Source organism: Bradyrhizobium neotropicale (genome assembly GCF_001641695.1).
GTDB classification, from domain to species: domain Bacteria; phylum Pseudomonadota; class Alphaproteobacteria; order Rhizobiales; family Xanthobacteraceae; genus Bradyrhizobium; species Bradyrhizobium neotropicale.
On the sequence record NZ_LSEF01000124.1, the window covers coordinates 81679 to 104473 of the forward strand.

13 protein-coding genes and 1 pseudogene are annotated in these 22795 nt (G+C 61.6%); 6 read left to right on the forward strand and 8 right to left on the reverse strand.

Annotated elements, in window-relative coordinates; all coding sequences use genetic code 11:
* Together AXW67_RS39600 and AXW67_RS39605 are read right to left on the reverse strand one after the other, a co-directional pair.
* On the reverse strand, window positions 1–1005 hold the full coding sequence (locus tag AXW67_RS39600) for an N-acetylmuramic acid 6-phosphate etherase (RefSeq protein ID WP_283806487.1): 1005 nt from the start codon (window positions 1003–1005) through the stop codon (window positions 1–3).
* Window positions 977–1927 carry a glucosamine kinase nucleotide-binding domain-containing protein gene (locus tag AXW67_RS39605; protein ID WP_063682264.1) on the reverse strand — a complete coding sequence of 317 codons (951 nt, stop codon included), beginning with the start codon at window positions 1925–1927 and terminating at the stop codon, window positions 977–979. Before AXW67_RS39605 ends, AXW67_RS39600 begins: the two co-directional genes overlap by 29 nt.
* A 107-nt stretch (window positions 1928–2034) precedes the next feature.
* On the opposite strand from AXW67_RS39605, the gene nagA reads away from it, so the two are divergent.
* Window positions 2035–3225: an N-acetylglucosamine-6-phosphate deacetylase gene (nagA, locus tag AXW67_RS39610; protein ID WP_245315887.1), complete on the forward strand. Its 1191-nt coding sequence runs from the start codon at window positions 2035–2037 to the stop codon at window positions 3223–3225.
* Window positions 3226–4428 (forward strand): aspartate kinase, encoded by a 1203-nt coding sequence (locus tag AXW67_RS39615; RefSeq protein ID WP_027552781.1) that lies wholly within the window; start codon window positions 3226–3228, stop codon window positions 4426–4428.
* A gap of 121 nt (window positions 4429–4549) precedes the next feature.
* On the opposite strand, the gene AXW67_RS39620 is transcribed toward AXW67_RS39615, so the two are convergent.
* Entirely contained in the window at window positions 4550–4726 is a 177-nt protein-coding gene (locus tag AXW67_RS39620) for a hypothetical protein (RefSeq protein WP_245315888.1), read from the reverse strand.
* Between the two features lie 309 nt (window positions 4727–5035).
* Here AXW67_RS39620 and AXW67_RS39625 point away from each other — a divergent pair, with 309 nt between their 5' ends.
* The gene (locus tag AXW67_RS39625) at window positions 5036–5830 is read left to right on the forward strand and encodes an adenylate/guanylate cyclase domain-containing protein (RefSeq protein ID WP_027552783.1); all 795 of its coding nucleotides are present in this window, start codon (window positions 5036–5038) and stop codon (window positions 5828–5830) included.
* A 430-nt stretch (window positions 5831–6260) separates the two neighbouring features.
* On the opposite strand, the gene AXW67_RS39630 is transcribed toward AXW67_RS39625, so the two are convergent.
* Complete coding sequence (locus AXW67_RS39630; RefSeq protein ID WP_082908230.1) at window positions 6261–10760, reverse strand: tetratricopeptide repeat protein; 4500 nt, start codon at window positions 10758–10760, stop codon at window positions 6261–6263.
* 539 nt (window positions 10761–11299) lie between these two features.
* On the opposite strand from AXW67_RS39630, the gene AXW67_RS39635 reads away from it, so the two are divergent.
* On the forward strand, window positions 11300–14584 hold the full coding sequence (locus AXW67_RS39635) for an adenylate/guanylate cyclase domain-containing protein (protein ID WP_063682268.1): 3285 nt from the start codon (window positions 11300–11302) through the stop codon (window positions 14582–14584).
* Between the two features lie 70 nt (window positions 14585–14654).
* On the opposite strand, the gene AXW67_RS39640 is transcribed toward AXW67_RS39635, so the two are convergent.
* Window positions 14655–15482 carry an alpha/beta fold hydrolase gene (locus AXW67_RS39640; protein ID WP_145928174.1) on the reverse strand — a complete coding sequence of 276 codons (828 nt, stop codon included), beginning with the start codon at window positions 15480–15482 and terminating at the stop codon, window positions 14655–14657.
* Between the two features lie 1911 nt (window positions 15483–17393).
* Here AXW67_RS39640 and AXW67_RS39650 point away from each other — a divergent pair.
* Complete coding sequence (locus AXW67_RS39650) at window positions 17394–18377, forward strand: ABC transporter substrate-binding protein (protein ID WP_063682270.1); 984 nt, start codon at window positions 17394–17396, stop codon at window positions 18375–18377.
* Between the two features lie 10 nt (window positions 18378–18387).
* On the opposite strand, the gene AXW67_RS39655 is transcribed toward AXW67_RS39650, so the two are convergent.
* Both AXW67_RS39655 and AXW67_RS41425 read right to left on the reverse strand, forming a co-directional pair.
* The gene (locus tag AXW67_RS39655) at window positions 18388–20133 is read right to left on the reverse strand and encodes an adenylate/guanylate cyclase domain-containing protein (RefSeq protein WP_145928175.1); all 1746 of its coding nucleotides are present in this window, start codon (window positions 20131–20133) and stop codon (window positions 18388–18390) included.
* Between the two features lie 374 nt (window positions 20134–20507).
* Entirely contained in the window at window positions 20508–20753 is a 246-nt protein-coding gene (locus tag AXW67_RS41425; RefSeq protein WP_082908233.1) for a DUF3551 domain-containing protein, read from the reverse strand.
* 1045 nt (window positions 20754–21798) lie between these two features.
* Here AXW67_RS41425 and AXW67_RS41430 point away from each other — a divergent pair.
* Window positions 21799–22158: pseudogene (locus AXW67_RS41430) on the forward strand (recombinase family protein); the annotation flags it as partial.
* A 235-nt stretch (window positions 22159–22393) separates the two neighbouring features.
* Here the strand turns inward: AXW67_RS41430 and AXW67_RS39660 are convergent.
* Window positions 22394–22753, reverse strand: coding sequence for an SPW repeat protein (locus tag AXW67_RS39660; RefSeq protein ID WP_063682278.1), 360 nt, complete (start codon window positions 22751–22753; stop codon window positions 22394–22396).
* Window positions 22754–22795 lie beyond the last annotated feature (42 nt).

Below are 22795 nucleotides of genomic sequence, written 5' to 3' on the forward strand. Positions count from 1 at the left end.
TCACGACTCGACCGCTCCGCCTCGATTGGGCGCCGCCGCTCCCTTGGGATGTCGGTCACGATGCGAGTCACGGTTCTTGGCGAGTTCGGCAAACACGCGCCGAAGGTTGCCGTCACAGTTTTTCAGAACGGTCTCCGCATCAACCCTGTCGACACCCAACGCCAGAAGGGCTGCGGTCTTGATGTCTCCCTCGGCCTGCTCGAGCGAGCGTGCCGCGTGCGACGGATCGCAGTGTGCGATTTGTGCCACCATGGCCTCGGCACGCCGCTTCAGCTTGGCATTGGTCGGCGGCATGTTCACCATCATGCCGCGATACACCCGGCCAAGGCGCAGCATGATCCCTGAGGAGATCAGGTTGAGGACGACCTTCTGCGCGGTGCCCGCCTTCATCCGCGTGGAGCCGGCGATCAGCTCGCGGCCGGTCTCGATCAGGATCGGAAACTTTGCCGATGCCAACAGTGCGGTGCCGGGATTGTTGGCGACGCCGATCGTCACTGCACCGAAAGAGCCTGCGTGCTGCAGCGCCGCGACCGTGAACGGCGTCGTGCCGCTGGCGGCTACCGCAATCACCACGTCGTGCGGCGTGAGCCGCGCCGCGTTCACTTGCGTGACTGCATCATCGACATCGTCCTCCGCGCCCTCGATGCTGGTGACGAACGCGCTGTCACCGCCGGCGACAATGAAGCGGACGCGCTCTTTTGGCCAGGCGAAGGTCGGCATCAGCTCGGCGCCGTCCTGGACCGCCACGCGGCCGGAGGTGCCGGCGCCGACATAGACGATGCGCCCGCGATCGCCCAGCGCCGCCTTCGCCGCTTCGGTCGCCGCAGTGAGCGCGGGAAGGGCATGGCCGATCGCGGCAACTGCCGCAAGCTGGCCCTCCCACATGGCTTCCATCGCTGTCAGCAGTGACCATGCATCAAGATCGGCAAAACGGGGGTCGACTTCTTCGGTGGCCATAAAGTTGATCCATGCGTCCTTAACCGCGGAACTTTGAAGCCTGTTCATGGTCAGTTTCTCGCTCAGCTTCTCTCTTGGGCAAATCCAGCTTGGGCAGGTCGAACCGCCCTCGCGCCACGAGCAACGCACCGGCGGCTGCGTCGGCGTCGGGACGCCTCAGGCGGGCGCGCAGGTCGGGCGTCAGCCAGGGCGTAATGGCATCCGCCAGCCCGCCGACCAATGCGAGCCGGTCAATTCCTCTCGCCAGGAACAGATCAAGGAGATCGCCAATGGCATCGGCCGCGCGTTCGACAATGCGACGGCCGACCGGATCGCCCTGATTGGCGTGCCGCATCACGGTCGGCGCGAACGCAGCGTAGTCCGTGGCCCGGGCGTCTTCAGACCAGGCCACCGCCTGATAAGGATCATGATCGAATGCGCCCAGCACCTCCGCAAGCAATGGGGTCAGCTCGCCGCGGCGATCCGCGGCCCGCAGCGCCAGTCGAACAACCTGCAGGCCGATGTCGGCGCCGCTGCCTTCGTCCGAGACCGGAAAGCCGTAACCGGCGAGACGGATTTCGCGACCGCCGATCAGGCCGACACCCACCGAGCCCGTGCCGGCGACCACGATGGCCCCGTCCGCGCCGCTGTGGGCGCCGAGACAGGCGGCCATGCCGTCGCTGATGAAGATAACGGACGCAAAGGGATGGGCGATCTCCTTGAGCGCCGCTTCCGCGCCCCGTCGGCCGAGCCCGGCGAGGCCAATTCCGGCGCGCATCCGCGCAAGATCCTCTCGCGCGAGGCCAGCCTGTGCGCTTGCGGCTTCGGTCGCCTCCATGATGGAACGCCAGGCCTTTTCGACGCCAATCCGCGTCGTCGCAGGGCCCGAGCTTGCTTCGCCGAGCAGCCTGCCGCTGTCGTCCTCGATCCGGGCGCGGCAGCGAGTTCCGCCGCCATCAATGCCGAGATACGTGATACCCTTTGTTCCCATCGGATGCTAACGCGAGGGCTTCGGTCCGGGTCCCCCAATGCGTAGATGGGGAACATTTGAGATTATAGCACTCGTCTCACGGGTCTGTGACTGCCACTCTCGGATGAATGCTGATGGGCGACTGCTCCTCTTCCGACGTTCTCACGATTGCTGCGCCGCAAATCTTTGACGGTATCGCCATGCGCGGTCCGGGAGCGATCAGGATTTCGAAGGGCCGGATTGAAAGCATCGCTTTCGGAACGTCAGAGCCGCGCGCGTCAATCCAGCTTCCTCGAGATGCGATCCTCGCACCGGGATTCATCGACATTCAGGTGAACGGAGGCGGCGGCGTTCTTCTCAATGACGAGCCAACCGAGGCCGGCGTTCGACGCATCGTCGCGGCGCACCGCAAGGCGGGGACCACGGGCTGCTTGCCGACCCTCATCACCGATCGAAGCGAGATCATCGAGCGATTGGCCGCGGCAGCCGAGGCGTGCCTCAAAATTCCCGGCGTGCTCGGCTTTCATCTGGAAGGGCCGGCCCTCAACAGGTCCCGCAAGGGCATTCATCCGGAAGCCGAGATACGTGTGCCCAACGGCCGCGATCTCGCCGCGATCAAGAGATTTGGGAACCGCGGCCGCTCCATTGTGACCCTGGCCCCGGAATGCGTGCCCGCGTCCATGATCGACGCGTTGATCGGCGCCGGATTGCGGATCGCGGCGGGCCACAGCGACTCCACCGCAGCCGACATCGGGCGTGCGGTCGATCGCGGCGTCTCGGGGGTGACCCATCTGTTCAATGCCATGTCGCAGTTGAACGCGCGGGAGCCGGGCCTGGTGGGCGCCGCGCTCGGGGATGACCGGCTGTTTGCAGGAATCATCTGCGACGGCATCCACGTTGACCCGCTCAGTTTGCGCGTTGCCTTCCGCTGCAAGGGACGGGATCGATTGATGCTGGTCACCGATGCCATGCCATCGGCGGGCACGAACGATCAGAAATTCATGCTGCAAGGACGGCAGATCACCTTGCGCGACAATCGCTTGACGGGCCCCGATGGCACACTCGCGGGCGCTCACCTCACGATGATCGAGGCGGTGCGCAACGCTGTTGCGCTGCTCGACATCTCGCTTGTCGATGCCCTGATCATGGCTTCTCGGACTTCAGCGGCGTTTCTGGGTCTTGAGTCCGAGCTCGGACGGATCTCGCCCGGATACCGCGCGGACCTTGTCGCCTTCACTCCGGACTTCGAGGTCGTCGGCACATGGATAGGCGGTGTCGGTTCGATGGACGAGGCGAGCGAGGCTTCCAGGCGAGGTTAGATGCGCAATCATCCCATCATCGTGCAAAAATATGGTGGTGTCTGCCTTGAAACACCGGCGAAGATTCGCGCGGTTGCGCGCAGTCTCGCCGAGCTGCATGGCCGTGGTCATCGCGTCGTGGCGATCGTCTCCGCCATGGGCACGACCACCGATCAATTGATCCAGATGGCTTACCAGGTGAGCCCGGCTCCCAATCGCCGCGAGCTCGACATGCTGCTGACGACCGGTGAGCGCATCAGCATGTCCCTGATGAGCATGGCGCTTGCCGATCTCGGCGTGCCCGCGATCAGCTTCACCGGCAGCCAGGCTGGCGTGATGACCGACGACTCCCATTCATCGGCACGCATTCTGGATGTGCGGCCCATTCGCGTGCGCGAGGAACTCGATCGCGGGCGCGTGGTGGTGCTGGCAGGATTTCAGGGCGTGAACCCGGCGACCAGGGAAATCACCACGCTCGGCCGGGGCGGCAGCGATACCACGGCGGTTGCAATGGCTGCGGCACTGAAAGCCGAGCGCTGTGAAATCATCAAAGAGGTCGACGGCATCTGTTCGGCCGATCCGCGCATCGTGCCGGATGCAAAGCCCCTGCGGCGCGTGGACTTTGCATCCCTGTCGGAGATGTGCTTCTGGGGCGCAAAGATCCTGCATTTTCGCAGCGTAGAGCTGGCGCAAAGTCAGGATGTGCCTCTGGCTCTCAAGCGGTGGGGTAGCGTTGAACACAGCACGCAAGTGACGAAAGAGGTTGCAGGCATGGAAAGCGGTAAGGTTCTGGCCGTCAATGCGATCGCTCGCATTGAGCACGTGGAAATCGATTCCAGGGATCTCAACCACGGGTTCGAGAAATTCGCGCAGCATCTCAAGCAAAACAGCCTGTCGTGGCCGCAGCTCCTGGCATCGCACTTCGCCGCGGGGAGAACCAGCATGACGGTAGCCTGCGATGCGGAGTGGTTAGATGCCCTGTCGCGTACGCTGGAGGACGCCAAGGATCTGCGCAAGCAGCGCGAGGCGTCAAGCTCGGTGAGTCTCACCTGTTTCGGCGGCGTTTCATCGGAATTGCCGTTCAGGGCGTTGCAGGTTCTCGGACATCACGGGATCGTCCCCGACAGTTACGTGCTGTCGCCGCATTCGGTCAGTCTGTTTGTCCCCGTGGAGAGTCGGGAGGCCGCGGTCAAGGCGTTGCATTCGCTTGTGCAGCAGGCATAGCTGCCGCCTACACCTTGGTCATTGTTGCGGTGACGACGAACGCGTGCTCCCGCATCCGCAACACCCCCGGCATAGGTGAACCGTGGCGGGCATTCGACGCTGCGGAGTTGATGTTCCCGCGCTAGGTCTCGTGTGCCACGTCAGAAGCCTTGTCGAGCCGACCTTCCAACGTCTCGATCGAGGCGCGGAGGTTGCTGCGCCGATCCCTCAGCGTCAGTGCCAGCGTGGGGTAGGTGGGACTGCTCGGGTCCGAGTTGTTGCCCTTCAGCTCCGCTTCCTGAATGTCGGCATCCAGCATCGCGACGCGCCAATGCAGGTCGGAAATCAGGGCGTGGAGATGAAGGGTGGCGGACGCATTGAAATGGGACATTGGCTGCATGTGTTCGCCTCAATCTGGAACAGACCCCGTCGGGGCTTTTGGGGTTTGCGAACAGTGCAGCAAAAGGAATGCCAGCGCCTCGACAAGGCGCGGGGGGGGGCCGTGACCGCGAGCAGACTTCGGAGCCATTGGCAAATTTCCGACTGGGACGACTGTTGCCAACTCTGGATTGTACGACTACCCTTTGCCTCAACTCGTCCAAACGGTCATTCAATCGGCCGCGTGTTCATGCCAAAATTCCTTCGCATCGGAGTCCATCAGTCGAACGTCTCCGGATACACGTCAAAGGCGTGGTGTGTCAGGCGCGTTGGCTCGGCGGTCTTTCTGAAGTGGGGCGCCGTGGAGGTCCATGGTGCCGGCGATGGGCGAAAGGTCTACTGGACGCTTGCGCCGAGGGAGAAGACAATTCGTTGCGGCACGGCGCAGCGTGCACAGGACTATGCAAAAGCCGCGATCGCGCGGCGCCGCAACCATCGCTATGAACCGCTGGCCGGACCGATAGCGATCCGACGCCAATCCGCCGACCGCAGCGCCGACCTCAAGCAGGCACTCGCCACGATCCTGATTGTCGATATCGTCCGCTCCACCGAAAAAGCAGCGAAGCTGGGCGATGCGCGTTGGACAAAGGTGATGAGCCACTATTACGCAGCCGTCCGCAAGGAGCTGAAGACTTCACGCGGAAAGGAAGTCGTGACGACGGGGGACGGACTGCTGGCGACGTTCAAGGCGCCGGCTGCGGGGATTCGTTGCGCTAACGCGATCCGCCAGGCGGTGCGCACACTGGGGCTCGAGATCAGGGTGGGGCTACATGCGGGCGAATACAAGGTGAGCGGGACTGAGGTGGTCGGCCTCGCTTTTCACATCGGCGCGCGCGTCGCTGCGAAAGCGCGTGCCGGCGAAGTCCTGGTCTCCAGTGCGGTCAAGGACCTGATGGCGCAGTCTCAGATCCGCTTCATGGATCACGGCGTCCACCAGCTCAAAGGCGTGCCGGAGCGATGGCGCCTGTACCGGGTCGAAGATTGAAGTGTGCTTGCAAGAGCGGGCATTGGTTCTGTCAGACAGACCGTCGAACTCTATTTCCAGCTTCTAAAGCTGAAGCAACTCTTCTGCGAGCCCAATGCGTTCAATGCGGCTCCGAACCGCGCTCTCCAAAAGGCAGGTTTCAAGTACGTCAAGACGCACATGACCGTTCCTGGCCCTCTTAATTTTCACCAAGCGGTAAACCGCTGGATGATAGATAGAGGTTGAGGGCATGTAAGGCGAATTTCTGAGTACGCGCCCTAATTGGTCTTCTCTCTCGGAGGTGTTTCCTTGGAGGCGTGGCAGACGGACTCGATAGGAGTAGCTGCCCAAACTCGGAACCGCGCGCCATCGGACGCTTGTTCAAAGCAAGACAACGGGATCGTCGAGGCGCGTTGAACCGGACGCCGCGGTGCCAGGGGGTCAACTCGGCTCAGTTCGATTCTAACTCGGCAGGCAGAAGCAAAGGCGGCGCTTGCCCTGGCCGCCACGCGGAAACCAGTCCCTCGAGATCGAGGCGAACGCAGTCCACGACGCTGGCCCAGTCGCCTCTATTTGGCTGCCTGAACAGCCTCATGGACCGATACCACGGGCTGTCGTCGCGGTTGAGCAGCCAACGCCAATCCGGGCTGAATGGCAATATCGTCCAGACGGGAACGCCCAGCGCGCCGGCGAGGTGAACGACGCTGGTGTCGACCGAGATCACCAGATCGAGACAGCAAACCAGCGCCGCTGTTTCGCTGAAATCCGTGAGCCGGTCCGTAAGGTTGACGATGTCGGAGCGTTCGCGGAGGAAGGCTCGGTCCTGATCCCGGACGCCTTTTTGCAGGCTGACGAACTGGACATCGCAATCCAGGAGAGGCGCAAGCGTGCGCAGTGCCATCGATCGATTGTGATCATTCTTGTGATCTGGAGTCCCCGACCAGACGAGACCGACGCGGAAGCGATTGCGGGGGCCAAGCAGGTCTTCCCAGGCCTTCACGCGCGCCGCCGGGGGCGCAGGAAGATACGCTTGCGCGAACGGGATCGTATCGAGCCGTGTCCCGAACACGCGTGGCAGAGTTCCAAGAGGACAGTGCAGGTCGAACGCCAGCGACGTTGCGGACGGTCGGCCGATGCACGTTGCGACGCCGGACACCCCAGCCAGGAGCCGCTGGATCGGAGGCTGGACCTCCAGGATGACTCGAGCTCCGAACGCGGCCACCATGGGCACATAGCGCGCGAATTGAATTGCGTCGCCCAATCCCTCATCGGAATGAAGCAATATTGTCTTGCCTTCGATCGGCTGGTCACCAAGCCAAAGGGGTTGGGAAAAACCGCGATCGAGCAAGCCGACAGGAAGCTTCCAGCGTGCTTCGCGCCCAGGCCAGCCTCGCTCAAAGTCTCCGGTCAGCAGCTGAAGCGTCGCTAGATTAAAGATCGTCGGCGCGTGGTTTGGGTCCACCGCCAGGGATCTGTGAAAGATCGCGAAAGCTTCATTCAGCAATTGCAGATTCAACAATGCCAATGCCTTGTTGTTGAGCACTGCAGTAAAATCCGGTCGAAGCTCGAGCGCCCGATCGAAACGCGCCAACGCCTGCTCCACCCGGCCAAGTCTCGAATGAAGCAAGCCGAGGTTGTTGTGCGTTTCCGCCAGGCCGGGATCCAGCGCAATGGACTTCTCGTAGTCGGCCTCCGCTTCCTCGAACTGGTTCGCCTCCTGGAGGCAAACGCCGCGCATTTGATACAGAACTGCGGAATTTGGGTTCAGTCTCTCGGCTACGTTGAAGCATTCCAGGGCTTCCGCATATCGGCCAAGATTAAACAGCTGTTCGCCGTTTCTATTCGCTGTCTCCAGGCTTTGCGGATCCAGTTCCCGCGCTCGCTGGACATGCAGCTCAGCCACTTCCGTGCGCTTGAGTTGCTGGAGCAGATTGCCGAGGGAATTCGAGAGGAGCGCATCCTGTGGTGTGGGGGACAACGCCTTGCTCTGGTGTTGCCGCGCTTCCGGCCGCCATGAGGAAACCAGGCTCTCCAATTCGAGGCGAACGCAGTCTACGACGCTCGCCCAGTCGCCTCTCTTCAGTTGCCTGAACAGCTTCATGGACCGATACCACGGGCTGTCGTCGCGGTTGAGCAGCCAGCGCCAATCCGGGCTGAATGGCAACATCGTCCAGACGGGAACGCCCAGCGCGCCGGCAAGGTGAACGACGCTGGTGTCGACCGAGATCACCAGATCGAGACAGCAAACAAGTGCCGCAGTTTCGCTGAAATCCGTGAGCTGTTCCGTCAGGTCGACGATGTCAGAACGTTCGCGGAGGAAGGCCCGGTCCTGATCCCGGATGCCTTTTTGCAGGCTGACGAACTGGACGTCGCAATCGAGGAGAGGCGCGAGCGTGCGCAGCGTCATCGATCGGTTGCTATCGTTCTTGTGATCTGGATTCCCTGACCAGACAAGACCGACGCGGAAGCGATTGCGAGGTCCAAGCCGGTCTTCCCAGGCCTTCACGCGCTCCGTCGGCGGCGCAGGAAGGTAGGCTTGCGCGAACGGGATCGTATCGAGCTGCGTCCGGAACGCCAGCGGCAGGCTTCCAAGAGCACAGTGCAGGTCGAACGCCAGCGACGTTCCAGACACGTCGCCGACACACGTTGCAACTCCAGTGGTGCCACTCAAGAGCTTCTGGATCGGAGGCTGGACCGCCAGGATGACTCGAGCCCCGAGTGCGGCCACCAGGGGTACATAGCGCGCGAACTGAATTGAGTCGCCCAATCCCTCGTCGCAATAAAGTAGTATGCTCTTGCCTTCGATCGGCTGGTCACCGAGCCAAGGGGGACTGGAAAAACCGCGAGTGATGGTGCCGAGAGATGGACGGGCCTCGCGTCCCCGCCAGCCCCGCTCAAAATCTCCGGTCAGCAGCTGAAGCAGCGCGAAATTGAAAATCGTCGGCGCACGGTTTGGTTCGATCGCCAGGGATCTGTGAAAGGTCGCGAACGCTTCATCCAGCAATTGCAGGTCCAACAATATCCATGCCTTGTTGGAAAGCGCTGCGCTGAAATCCGGACGAAGTTCGAGCGCGCGGTCGAGGCTCGCGAGTGCCTGCTCCATCCGGCCTAATTTCGAATGGAGCGTGCCAAGGTTGCTGTGCGTTTCCGCAAGGCCGGGGTCCAGCGCAATGGACTTGTTGTAGTCGGCCTCCGCTTCCTCGAGCCGGTTCGCCTCCTGGTGGCACATGCCGCGGATTTGATACAGAGCTGCGGAATTTGGATTCAGTTTCTCGGCTGCGTTGAAGCATTCCTGGGCTTCCGTATGCCGGCCGAGATCAAGCAGCAGCCTGCCGCAGTTGATCGCTGCATCCAGATATTGCGGATAAAGTTTCAGCGCCTGCTGGAAATGCAGCGCGGCCTCGTCCATGCGCCCGAGTTGCCAGTGCTGATAGCCGAGGTAGTTCGAGAGGAGCGCTTCCTGCGGTGTGGGGGGCAACGCCTTGCTCTGGTGTTGCCGTGCGCCCGACCGCCACGCGGAAACCAGTCCTTCCAGTTCAAGGCGAACGCAGTCCACGACGCTGGCCCAGTCGCCTCTCTTGGGTTGCCTGAACAGCCTCATGGACGAATACCACGGGCTGTCGTCGCGGTTGAGCAGCCAGCGCCAATCCGGGTTGAATGGCAACATCGTCCAGACAGGGGTGCCCAGCGCGCCGGCAAGGTGAACGACGCTGGTGTCGACCGAGATCACCAGATCGAGGCAGGAAATCAGCGCCGCGGTGTCGCTGAAATCCGTGAGTTGGTCCGTCAGGTCGAGGATGTCAAAACGTTCGGCGAGGAAGGCCCGGTCCTGATCCCGGACGCCTTTTTGCAGGCTGACGAACTGGACGTCGCAATCCAGGAGAGGAGCAAGCGAGCGCAGCGCCATCGATCGGTTGTGATCGTTGTTGTGGTCTGGATTCCCCGACCAGGCAAGACCGACGCGGAAGCGATTGCGGAGGCCAAGCCGGTCTTCAAGCAGGTCTTCCCAGGCCTTCACGCGCGCCGCCGGGGGCGCGGGAAGGTACGCTTGCGCGAACGGGATCGTATCGAGCCGCGTCCCGAACGCCAGCGGCAGGCTGCCAAGAGGACAGTGCAGGTCGAACGCCGGCGACGTCGAAGACGACCGGTCGATACAGGTTGCGACTCCAGTGATATCCCCCAAAAGCTGCTGGATCGGAGACTGGACCTCCAGGATGACTCGAGCCCCGAGCGCGGCCACGAGGGGCACATAGCGCGCAAACTGGATTGTATCGCCCAATCCCTCGTCGGCATGAAGCAATATGGTCTTGCCTTCGATCGGCTGGTCACGAAGCCAAAGCGGGCAGGAAAAGCCGCGATCGACGAGGCCGAGAGAGGCTTTCCAGCGGGCCTCGCGCCCCGACAAGCCGCGCTCAAAATCTCCGGTCAGCATCTGAAGCAGCGCGAGATTCCAGATCGTGTGCGCATTGCTCGGATCGACCGCCAGCGATTTGTGAAAGGCCGCGAAAGCTTCATCCAGCAATTGCAGACTCCACAACGCCCGTGCCTTTTCGTTCAGGGCTGCGGAAAAATTCGGACGAAGTGCGAGCGCGCGATCGATGCTCGCCAACGCCTGTTCCATCCGTCCAAATCTTGAATGAAGCGTGCCGAGGTTCTTGTGCGTCTCCGCCTCGCCGGGGTTCAGCGCAATGGACCTCTCGAAGTCGGCCTGCGCCTCCTCGAACCGGCCTAGCCGTTGGAGGCAAAGGCCGCGCGTTTGATGCAGAGCCGGGACATTCGGATTGAGCTTCGCGAATATGTTGAAGCATTCCAGGGCTTCGGCATACCGGCCGAGATCAAACAGCAATTTGCCCTGTTTCGCGGCCTCCAAACTTCGTTTCGCGGCCTCCAGATTTTGCGGTGCGACCTTTGGGGATTGCTTGGCCGCGGCCCGGCGCTCTTGACGATTCATAAGCTGACCAGAAAAAAGTGGACAACGTCAGATGGCTCGCCGATTCCTAAGTCACGCGCGAAGGAGGCGTCCGTCGCACTTGCCTTCTCGTTCCGTCAGTTCGCGTTCAGCTATGCTGGCGGGGTCCACCGAGCGCGACTGTGGCGTCCCGTTAAGGTTCGTTTATGGTGCGAAGCTGGCGCGAAGCTGGCGCGGCCTGAACCTTCCTAAGCCGTCGAGTCCACGAAAGCGGCCGGGGTCATTGAGTGCACCGCAATCGGCGATCGGCTTCGCGCACTGCGGCTGGCGCGGGAGGCAAAGGCTGCCGACTGAGGCGGGCTCCGGGGGTGACCTAGTTGCAGGTGAATGGTGATAATCAGTATCGTTGATTTTGCTGCGCTTTCGGCTGAATTCCATCGCGTCTGTTGTGTTTCGGTGAGGTCATTTCTGGCGCGAAACTGGCGCGGTCTGCGGAGGCGTTTGGCCACCGCATGCCTTTGATTCCACTTGGATACGGAGTACCCTGCGGCTTTCCAAGCGGCGCGAGGATCCTGTTTGACATGGCGGTCGAGCAGTGGCTGCGAAATTTGGGATTGGCCCAGTATGCCGAGGCGTTTGCCGAAAACGATATCGATTTCGACGTTCTCAGCGGACTCACTGAAGCAGATCTCAAAGAACTTGGCGTGGCCTCGCTGGGGCACCGCAAGCGGCTGCTCGCCGCAATAAGCGAACTACAATGTGCATCGCCGTCGAACGTTTCGCCGACAGTCGACCGGACGGCCGGCGAGCGCCGCCAGGTCACGATCCTGTTTGCCGATCTGTGCGGGTTCACAACCCTGTCTCGATCGCTCGATCCTGAGGAAATCCGTGAACTGGTAGCTCGGTTCACTGCTCAGGTGGATGGCATCGTCATCAGCTACGGAGGCACGGTCGACAAACATATCGGCGATGCGGTGATGGCGTTGTTCGGCGCGCCGCGGGCGCATGACGACGATTCCTTGCGCGCGGCACGAGCTGCCCTGGACGTTCATACAGCGCTCGCTCGGATCAGTGACGCATCTTTCCGCCCACTACAGGCCCATGTCGGTATTGCCAGCGGGGAAGTGGTCGCTGGCACGCTGAGCCGCGTCGAAGCGCATGACTACACGGTTCTTGGCGACAGCGTGAACCTCGCAGCGCGGCTGGTCGCGCTCGCTGGAGCGGGCGAGACGCTGCTGTCCGAAGGTGTCTATCGGGCTCTCTCCGATCGTGCGTTGTGCGAGGCGCTGGGGGAAACGGACGTGAAGGGTTTCGATGCGCCGGTGCGCATCTGGCGGCTGGTCGGTCTGTCGGCTGACCCGGCGTCCGCCCACCGCAGCGCCTTTGTCGGGCGAGTGGCGGAGCTCGAGCAGTTCAAGGGCATACTTGCAGCAACGGTTGCGCGACGCAGTGGGCAGATTGTCTACGTGCGCGGTGAGGCGGGGATTGGAAAGACGCGCCTTGTCGAGGAGATGCGCCGTATTGCAGACGCAAATGGTTTCACCGCCCACCGTGGCCTGGTCCTGGATTTTGGGGTAGGCAAGGGACAGGATGCGGTTCGCGCGTTGCTCGTCAGCCTTCTTGGTCTTTCACCCGCATCCGGAAGCGAGGCCAGGCTGCAGAGGGTTGATGATCTGGTCGCGGCGAACGTCGTGCCTGCTGAGCGTCTTGCGTTTCTGTACGATCTTCTGGATCTCCCGCAAACCGGTGAGTGGCGTACGCTTTACGACGCAATGGATAACGTCGCACGGAATCGTGGCAGGCGAGCCGTGGCCGCCGCCGTCGCGGCGCATGCCTGTGCCGAGAAGCCGACCTTCATCGTCGTAGAGGACCTTCATTGGGCTGATCCGCAGCTCCTCGGACATCTCTCGGCATTTGCGTCCGCGGTGGCGGACGGGCCGGGGCTATTGATCATGACATCGCGTATCGAAGGCGATCCTGTCGATGCAGCGTGGCGCGCTAGCTGTCGCGGCACTTCATTCGCAACGATTGATCTCGGTCCGCTGCGCCGGGAGGAGGCGTTCAATCTCGCGGGCAGCTTCATGGACGCGACCCAGCGCGTCGCGGCTGCCTGCATCGAGCGCGCAGGCGGCAACCCGCTGTTCCTGGAGCAGCTGTTGCGCAATGCGGAGGAAGGTACCGCGGATGCCGTCCCTCCGTCGATTCAAAGCCTTGTTCTGGCACGCATGGACCGCCTCAATGCTTCCGACCACTACGCGTTTCAAGCCGCTGCAGTCATCGGCCAACGTTTCTCTCTCGCTCTGCTGCGGCACCTCATCGGCGATCCGTCCTACGTCTGCACGGGTCTCATCAGCAACGCTCTCGTCCTGCCGGAAGGCGACGATTTTCTCTTCGCGCACGCACTCATCCAGGAGGGGGCCTATTCGTCGCTGCTTCGGTCCAGCCGGAAAGATCTGCATCTTCGTGCCGCAGAATGGTTTGCAGGGCAGGATCTGGTTTTACACGCGCAGCACCTCGATCGGGCCGAGGACGGTCGAGCGCCATACGCTTATCTCGATGCGGCGACGGCTCAACGCGCCAACTACCATATCGATGCAGCGCTGCGCCTGGCCGATCGCGGTCTCCAGATCGCGCGCGCGGATTCCGATCGCCATGCGCTGATCTGCCTGCGCGGCGAATTGCAGCGCGACCTTGGCGATGTTTCTGCCTCGATCGCCTCCTATCGGCTGGCGGTATCCGCATCATCTGACGAAGCCGCGCTGTGCCGGGCGCGGCTCGGGCTCGCCGAGGGCTTGCGCGTCAGCGAAGGCCTCAACGAGGCGCTTGAATTGCTCGACCACGCGCAGACCGCGGCCGAGCGCCATGAAATGGTGAGTGAGCTTGCGCGGCTGCACCATCTGCGGGGAAATATTTTCTTTCCAATGGGCAATATCGAGGGTTGTCGAAAGGAGCATGAGCGAGGCCTCGAATATGCATCCCGATCGGGCTCTCCGGAAGCCGAGGCACGCGCACTCGGCGGCCTGGCGGATGCGGCTTACGCGCAGGGCAAGATGCGGACGGCCTTTGACTACTTCAGCCGATGCGTCGCGCTCTGCCAGCAGCACGGCTTTGGCCGTATCGAAGTGGCAAACCGCTCGATGGTCGGATTCAGCCGCATCTACCTTGGCGAACCCCGGCAGGCGCGCGAGGACGGCGAGGCCACGGCCCGGCTGGCCGTGCTCGTCGGCCAACCCCGCGCCGAATTGCTCGGCGAGACGGCGAGGGTTTTCGCCTGCTACGAGCTCGGCGACTACGAGGTGATGCAAGGCTGCCTGGATCGGGCAATGCGGCTCGCCCATCAGCTCGGCGCAACGCGCTTCGAAGCCCAGGGCCTGGAGCTGCAGGCGCGCTTGTATCTCGATACTGGCCGGAGAGCCGAAGCTGAGACGATGCTGCGCGAAGCACTTGCGATCTGCAAGCAGGCCGGAACGCAGTTTTGTGGTCCAAAGGTCACCGGCGCCCTGAGCCGGGCGGTCGAGGACTCGACGGAACGCTGGGATCTGCTGGCGGAAGGCAAGACAATGCTCGCCCGCGGTACTGTCGGGCACAATTACCTGTGGTTCTATCGCGATGCCATCGAGGGCCTTTTGTCGTCGGGCGACGCGACAAGCGCGCTCGAATATGTCAGTGCGCTCGAAGACTATACGCGCGCCGAGCCCCTGCCGTGGGCGGACGTATTCGCGGCGCGCGGTCGCGCGCTCGCTGCTGCGCTGCGCGGTGGCGCCAACGACAGCCCGAGAGGCGACCTTCTTCGCGTGCGAGATACGCTCGAGCGCGCAGGCTTGGCGGCCTTCTTGCCGGCGATCGATGCCGCGCTGGCAAGGTGAGTACAGCTCTCATTGCAGTTGGCGGCAAAACGCGGCACCTCTGGTGCGGGACTTGGGATCGGTCGCTGAACTAGCGCAGCGTCTCGACCCTCGCGACGTGCTCACGGATGAGCCTCGCGACATCCGACGTATGGGTCGCGATCATGAAATGACTGGCGCCGGGAACGGTTACCAGCGACGATCTTGAGACTGCGCCAGTCAGCACCTCCGCGATACGTTGAACGGCTGGATGACCGCGCTCGCCTCGCACGAAGAGGCTTGGCGCAGTGATGCTCGCATAGGCGGCAAGCGGCACATCGAAACTCCACGCCGACGACCAGTCGAGAACGTTCGTCGGCGTGGTGGCAACAATGTAGTCCTGGGTCCGCGCCGGGAGGGCGTCAAAGCTGCCGTCGCCGCCGTAGAAATCGATGATGCTCCGCGCAGCCAGCAGCTTTCCGTCATCACACGCGCGGACATAAGCGTCGGCCATGGCGCGCACTTGCTCGTACAGCGCGAGATCGCCGGAGTGGCGAAGCAGATTGAACGGGGTCGCCTCGATCAAGGTCATGCCTGCGATCTTGGTCCGGTCGCGAAGGACGGTCGCCAAGCATACCGTGGCACCCCACGAATGCCCAACGAGGTGAACAGGGCTGTTGGTGCGCTGGATGACGGCCTCGACGATGTCGATCTCCCGTTCGATAGAAATGTCGTCAGGGGTGCGGCGCTCTTCGGTGTCGCCATAACCGAGCAGGCTCATTGTCACCGCCCGAAAGCTATCTCCTAAGAGAGCGATCACACTACGCCACAGCGCTCCTGTACTCCATGAGCCGGGCACGAAAAGAATGGTCGGCCCCGATCCTTGCTCGCGGTACTCGATCCGTCTGTCAGGACATTCGACCATGGCTGCCCCCCGCATGTGGAGGTGTCCGTACCGAGAACCATACCACGAGCCGCACGAAAACACATGGAAGGCTCGCGACGGAGGACCCAGCACGGGCTCCGGGTCCTCTGGGCCGCGTGGAAAACACGGGGTACGCGCGACCGACGCCCGCGAGGATATTCTGTGCCAGAAAATCCCGCGGGCTTGCCCAGCCGAAGTTCGCGAAGCGAGCGAAAGCTGGTGGAGGTATTACGGTGACAGTGCATTTAATTCATAAGCTTCGAGCCCATGAAAGCGGCCAGAAGCATTGAGTGCACTGTCACCGTAATCCCGTGTAGACACTTCGCGGATGCATCGCGAACCACATTTGTGTGCAAGCTGGTACAAAAAGAAAGTCGAAAATTAAAAACCCCAAATATCCTCAAGGCTCGGCGTCGCGCGTACCCCGCATCCTCTGTGCCTCCCAAAGGACCCCACAAGCATGGGCGCCCGGCAGTTGGCAGTGAAAGGGCCCGGCATCCGCACCTAGCCGGGCCCTTCTCACCTCCCGACGCCAGATGGCGGACGGGGGAGCTAGCCTTACACGGCACGGGCCGATGAAGAAATGGCCCCGGCCGCCGCACCCAGCAGGGCGAGCTGCGACGCCGCATTGATCAGCGAACCGGCTTTGCTACCATTGCGAGATGGGGCTGCACGATCGTCTATTCATCGCACGGACCACGTTGGCGATGCTAGTAGCGGCGGCATTGTGTGTCGCTGCGCGAGCCGTCGTCAGCTTCTAAGGCCTGGAAGGCCAAGCTGGATCGCTGCCGCAGGTTCGCACGCGGCGCTCCCGCCAGCCCTGCCCGTCCCAGAAGCGCTGGGTATTCCAGTGGCAGGGAGGCATCGCCTCGCCAACCGGGGCATCGACATAGCCCGACCAGTACGGAGTGCCGCGTGGTGGTCCGGGATAAGTGCGCGGATACGGATTGCCGCCGGGTCCGTAATCATCGCGCGGATACGCTGGCGAGGCTGTTAAAACGGCCAAAGTCGCGGCGGCAGCGAGAGCCAATAACGTCTTCCTCATGGTGAACCTCGCAATAAGTCAGACTACCATATATGGGGCGATTAACAGACAGACCGCTCGCCGTCGTAAGTGGGAATGGCGGGTATGTGACCCTTTAGGCGACGCCGTCTTGCAGGGTTGGGAAAGTACCCGTGCCGAAGCTAAGTACCAAGCGGAGCGCGGTATGTTTCTCCTATTGATGGGTGCGCGCCCCAAATCATGCCCCTTCAAACGTCGCGAGTTTGACGAGCAGGGTGACAGCGGTAAGTGCCCCCGAACGACGGATGCCGTTTGTGCTTGTTACACCTTGGCGAGGGCGGCACAGGTTCGCCTGCACGAGGTTGAAGAAACGGGTTAAGGTTGCAGCCCCATCAAGGGCTAAAAGGCAAGTTCAATGACTACAATCAAGCTCTTGTCGATTGGATTGATCGCAATCGCCATGCTCACAACGTCCGCCGTGGCTCGCGAGCCACGCGTCAAAATCCGCGTGCCTATGAGGCTTCCGGTTGAACCGGATGGCCGCTGGATTATCTGGGGCGGCATTCCAATATGGTTCGGTCCATCGGTCCGGGGCTGGCCCGGCCACATTTGCGACGAGGCCGACAATGCGAAGATATGCTGAGATGCGGCCTATTACGGTGACAGTGCACTTAATTCATAAGACTTCGAGCCCATGAAAGCGGCCAGAAGCATTGAGTGCACTGTCACCGTAATCACAGCCTCACTTCCGCTCTCGGCGGCATAGCGGACCATGTCCGGACTTGTCGCTGGCTCAACCCTGTCGCACACATGACCCATAGCCATCTTTCGCCATGCGCAGCATTTGCGCGCGCAGTGAGTGCGGCTACAACCGAGACGTGATATTCTGGGCCCTGTCGTCCTCAAACTGCGATGAGGATCGAATGAAGCGACGGGAATTCATAGCGGCTGCTACTGCGGCACTGCTCGTTTCACCACGACGTTCGTGGGCGCAGGGGACACGCCGTCGGCTTGGCTTTCTTGCTGTAGGTGATGGGAGTGGGCAGGCCCTCAATTACGCCGAGCTTGCGTTGTTTGATGGGCTGCGAAACCACGGCTGGATAGACGGAAGAAATCTGATTATCGAGTATCGTTTTTCCCAACCCCCGGATCGACTGCCGGCTTCAGTCGCCGACTTGATTGCTTTCAATCCCGATGTGCTCGTCGCTGCGGGACCGCGGGCAGCCGGAGCCCTTAAATCGGCAACTGCCAGCACTCCAATTGTATTCGTGTTTGTGGCCGATCCCGTGGGGCTCGGCCTCGTGCAAAGCCTATCGCGACCAGGTAGCAACATAACGGGTCTTACGACCATCGTATCTGGGGACTTCATCGGGAAACGGATAGAGATCCTCCGAGAACTGGTTCCTTTCGCCTCGAAAATCGCGATCCTAGTCAATCCGGGCAACCCAATGCACAGGCTGGCATTAGCCGAGGAGATACCCCGCACAGTCCGCAACCTGGGCGTGGCTCTGCCGATAGTTGAGGCGACCACGGCCGAGGAACTCGACGCCGCCTTTGCCTCGGCCGCCGCCCAGCACGCCGATGCCATAGTTGATCTTGGCGATGTTCTGACCTTTGTCGAGGCTCCGCGAGTTATCGCGCTCGCGGCGAAGTATCATCTGCCAGCAAACTACTTGTTCCGACATTACGCGAATGGCGGATTGTCGGTCTACGGCGCCGATACAGCCGATCTGTTCCGCCGTGCAGGCGGCTACGTCGATAAGATCCTCAAAGGCATCAAGCCTGCCGATCTGCCGGTCGAGCAGCCGACCAAGTTCGAACTAGTGATCAACATGAAGACTGCCAAAACGCTCGGCTTGACCGTACCGCCCTCGTTGCTGGTCCGCGCCGACGAGGTGATCGAATGAAGTCGGCTGTCTACTCGGGCAACCCCGCTTTCCGAAGGCCCTCAATCAACACCTTCGCGTTTGATCGCCCGCCGCGAGCGATGAACCCAGAGATTGTGAAGGCGGGATCGGTCTCGAGCACACGCGCCGCCGCTTCACGTGCTTCTGCGTCGCGTCCGAGATGGGCGAAAGCGGACGCAAGACAACAATAAGTTAGCGAAAAGAAGGGGTTCTGACGCAGGGCCTTCCTCGCGGCGACGACGGCCTCGTCAAAGCGACCCAGTTCAACTAAGGCCATCCCCATGCCGGTAAGCGGTCGGTGTAACAGCGGGTCTACCGGGCTCGCGCGAATGGCACGTTCAAAGCTGCGGATCGCTTCCTCCGGCAGCCCCGCACTTCGATAGACCCAGCCTCTGCAACCCCATCCGGTAAGCGAATTTGGGTTGAGCGCGACGGCCCGGTCAGCCATTTCGATTGCACCTTCATAATCGCGGACCAAGAACGCCGAGATCAGGGCAGCAAAAGCCAACGTTTCCGGATCACCATCGTCGAGGCTCAAGGCCAGGCGACAAAGCCGAATTGCTTCCTTGCGTTCGAATTGCGGATCGGCAGCAAAGCCAAAAACGACGTTGTTCATGTGGAGGACACCTGCCAGAGCCGCGACAAGGCCGAACCGAGGGTCCAGTTCCAAGGCACGATGCGCCAGGGTGATCGCCTCGGCCACCCCTTCGTGGGTCGCTAGGTAAAACTGCGGCATAGCTCGGAGATAAAAATCATAGGCGGTAAGGTTCCGCGGTCGCCGCCGCGTCGCTATTGCGATTTCTGTTTGAAGCAGTTTCGGCTGAATAGCTGAGACAACGGCGACGGTGACTTCATCCTGGAGAGCGAAAACGTCGGTCAGTTCACGCTCGAACCTGTCTGCCCAGATGTGGGCGCCCGTCACCGCGTCAATCAACTGGCCGGTGATCCGGACTTTCCCCGACGCCTTGCGCACCGACCCCTCAAGGACGTAGCGCACGCCAAGCCTGCGTCCGACCTCCTTCACATCGACGGCTTTGCCCTTGAACGTAAAGCTCGAATTGCGGGCGATGACGAACAGCCAATGAAACCGGCTCAGCGCCGTAATGATTTCCTCAACCATTCCGTCCGCAAAATACTCCTGTTCGGGATCGCCGCTCATGTTCTCGAACGGCAGCACGGCGATGGATGGCTTGTCGGGTAGCGGAGGTAGGGCATTTGTTTTCTCGATCAGCGCGCTATGCTCGCCCGCGCGTACAGCAAAGGCGCGAACCGGCTTGGCGATGTTCTTGAGCTGCTGTTCGCCCCGGTCCTCGAAGCCAACGTCCAGCTTACCCTCGACCTCGCTGTACACCTTTTCGGAAATCAGGATGCCGCCTGGATCGGCGGCCCCTTCTAGCCGGACAGCAATGTTGATCCCGTCACCAAAAAGATCGCCGCCGGTTCCAACGATTACGTCACCAAGATTGATCCCGATGCGCAACTTGAAGCCATCGCTGTCCGAACCGAGACCATCCTGCATCTCAACCGCGCATCTCACGGCAGCCAAGGGACTGGCGAACTCGGCAAGTGCGCCATCGCCCGTTGTCTTGATAAGTCGCCCGTCGTGGCGGGAGAGGCTTGGCTCGATCAATTCCCGCTTGAGCCGCTCGAACCCGGCGTAGGTGGCTTCCTCGGCGCGTTGCATCAACGCAGAGTAACCGACCACGTCGGCAGCCAAGATCGCCGCTAATCGCCTTTGAACCCGCTGCTCCGCCACAGCGCCCTCCGAACGACCAGGCAAACCACCACGTCGCTGAGAAAGGAGGAGCCTAGCACTTTGTTGTGGACCTGTGAGCGGTAATCGTGGGAGGGGCCCTGTTGCCCCAAGCGGCGGCCCGTGGCACGGCGGCAATAAGCGCGCTGTCAACTCCCGATCCATCCCGATCCTGACCACCGACGAGGAGCGTGACGTGCGGATGCGCGTCACGCGCTCAAGATCGTGATGCCGTGGGCCGGAGAAGGAAGATCGAGTGGCGCCCGGTTAGGGATATGCCGCTCCGCGCTAAGGCCGTCAATGATTACGCCGCCGCGCCAGTTTTATAGAATGGCAATTGTCGTCGAAGCTACACGCAGGAAAGGCAACATCATTATCTAGCGCGCCGCGGGGCGATACCCTTGCGACCAATAGGGATTGTCCAAGCACATGGCCGGAAGTCCCGACGCCGCCGCTCGACACTGATCCCATGATGTAAACTTGCACTCGAAATATGTGCTGCCACCCCAGACCCATCTTTGCAGGCAAACCGGATATCTGGGATCGTAGGTTTGCGCCATGGCGGGCACGATTACGGACATTGCCGCACCGCCAAGCAATAGCCAAGGTCGCAGATTGCGCATCGCTATACATATATCGATGTGGAGCCAAGGCCGCTAACGAACTTGCAGCGTTGGTCGGTGGGCGGCCCGTGACATGTGAGCCGGTAACAGACCGATACGGGCGCACGGTCGCTTCATGTGCGGTTGTCGGCGCGCCGGTCGGGCCACTGGGGATTTCGCGAAAGCGCTTTAGGAGACCGAAACCCCGCCGCCAATACCTTTGAGTTGCGCGTGCCTGTTAGAACCGAAGCGAAAACGCATCCACGGACGCAGCTAATCGTTCCGCTACTTGCGCGGCACCCGGCAAGAACTGATTTTCGGAAGGCCGCGAGCCGACAGAATTGACCGCCAGCGCCGTACCAGAGGCGAGAACAGTTATCACAATCGCAGCGAGATATCCGGTCCTCATGGCAATGGTCCCTTCATCGGACCCTCCCCACAAACCAACCGGCACTCTCAGAAATGGTTCCCGAATGCTGCTGCCGATGTTTCGCCTACATCGAAGTTGCCATCATGGAGCCCCAGGTTCCTCCTTCCGAATGGAACATCTGCGTCGCGATTAGAAGTCTTGGAGGCGGCGGTTCTTCCCATCGGCTGTGCGGTGCACGGAGCCTGTGTTCCTATCAGAACATCCCGATCAAGGCGAAAAAGGTGACCTCGATCAGCAAAGCACCAGACATAATGTATTACGGTGACAGTGCACCTTAATTCATAAACCTTCGGAAGCGGCCGGAAGCATTGAGTGCACAGTCACAGTAATCCTGAGGCGGGCTCGGAGGGTGATCTAGTTGCAGGTATCAATTGGATAGCGATGAGAGCCGCGGCGCTGCGAGTCAATTCGTTCCGCGAAAGTTTATTGCTCCGCGTGATTTTTTCGCGCATCACGCGGGCACACAGTCAGGAAATCGGCACCCCCGCAACGATCGGGTCCCGTATACGCATCTGCGCCTTTGGATTTTTTTAACGGACCAGCAGGACCGCGATGGCGGAGGCGAACCCCAGCACTAGTATGCTGGCAGCTGTTACCGCGACCAAGTCGATCGAGTTGTGGTGAAGGTGAAGGCGCATGGCGACCTCCCGCGCGTTGGCGACCTATCAATTCGGCAATCGCCAAAACAGTTCCCTCGGGCAGGTCGTCGGCAGCTCGCTCTACCGTTCATTCCGAAAGTCGGGACTCAGCGAGAGGCGCTCCGCGGCAGGCCGGAGTTCAAGTGTCTCATGCGCGCCCTTGACGCCCGGCGACGTAGTCGTGGTGACTCGCCTCGATCGGCTGGCGCGCTCCAGCCGTGACCTGCAGAACATCGTTCATGACCTGCAGGAAGCTGGTTGCGGCTTTGCCAGCTTGGCTGAGTCGTGGTGCGACTCCACCAGCCCGGCGGGCAAGTTGCTAGTAACCATCCTCGGCGGGATCAGCGAATTCGAACGATCACTGATCCTTGCCGGCACCGAGGCCGACATCGCGAAGGCCCGCAAGCAAGGCAAGTGGTTCGCGCCCTTGATGCAGGCCAGCGCCAGAAGATCGCCGAGTGCTATGCTGCAGGCGAGACAATGGCCGCGCTGGCAGAAGAATACGAAGTGGGCGAGGCCACGATCTGGCGGGCCCTGCAACCGGCACTGGCGTTCCTCGGCCGGGCTCCGACACCGGCAAGCGCAAAGGCCTCTCAGCGGCCAGTGGTCAGCCGCGGCGGGATCTGGGACATCATCCAGAGCTCGATCGCAGCCAGGATCGCGACCGCCGCGCCGATTACCACATGCACCGTCATCGCGGTGGTTCCCTGGAAGCCCAATACCCAGGGCGAAACCAGCGCCCACAAACCGACGACGAGGTTAAGCCACTCCTCCCACACCGCGAATGCCGCCAGCGCCGCGATTGCGAGGATCGCGATGGCGATGCCGGTGATATAGGCGTTGGTGGAGACCGTTCCGGCGTCGAAGCCGAACGTCCAGGGCGAAACGAACAGAATCGCGCCAAGGATCAGGTTTGCGACGTCGCACAGTTTTGCGTTCGTCCAGTTCGCCATCCAGTTCTTCATGACACCCTCCATTGGAAGGTTTACACGCTA

Coding starts and splice junctions, on each gene's coding strand:
- AXW67_RS39600 (WP_283806487.1), bottom strand. CDS start 1,005: ATGAACAGGCTTCAAAGTTCCGCGGTTAAGGACGCATGGATCAACTTT.
- AXW67_RS39605 (WP_063682264.1), bottom strand. CDS start 1,927: ATGGGAACAAAGGGTATCACGTATCTCGGCATTGATGGCGGCGGAACT.
- AXW67_RS39660 (WP_063682278.1), bottom strand. CDS start 22,753: ATGGCGAACTGGACGAACGCAAAACTGTGCGACGTCGCAAACCTGATC.
- AXW67_RS41425 (WP_082908233.1), bottom strand. CDS start 20,753: ATGCGCAATCTGCGACCTTGGCTATTGCTTGGCGGTGCGGCAATGTCC.
- AXW67_RS39635 (WP_063682268.1), top strand. CDS start 11,300: ATGGCGGTCGAGCAGTGGCTGCGAAATTTGGGATTGGCCCAGTATGCC.
- AXW67_RS39620 (WP_245315888.1), bottom strand. CDS start 4,726: ATGCTGGATGCCGACATTCAGGAAGCGGAGCTGAAGGGCAACAACTCG.
- AXW67_RS39625 (WP_027552783.1), top strand. CDS start 5,036: ATGCCAAAATTCCTTCGCATCGGAGTCCATCAGTCGAACGTCTCCGGA.
- nagA (WP_245315887.1), top strand. CDS start 2,035: ATGCTGATGGGCGACTGCTCCTCTTCCGACGTTCTCACGATTGCTGCG.
- AXW67_RS39650 (WP_063682270.1), top strand. CDS start 17,394: ATGAAGCGACGGGAATTCATAGCGGCTGCTACTGCGGCACTGCTCGTT.
- AXW67_RS39640 (WP_145928174.1), bottom strand. CDS start 15,482: ATGCGGGGGGCAGCCATGGTCGAATGTCCTGACAGACGGATCGAGTAC.
- AXW67_RS39630 (WP_082908230.1), bottom strand. CDS start 10,760: ATGAATCGTCAAGAGCGCCGGGCCGCGGCCAAGCAATCCCCAAAGGTC.
- AXW67_RS39615 (WP_027552781.1), top strand. CDS start 3,226: ATGCGCAATCATCCCATCATCGTGCAAAAATATGGTGGTGTCTGCCTT.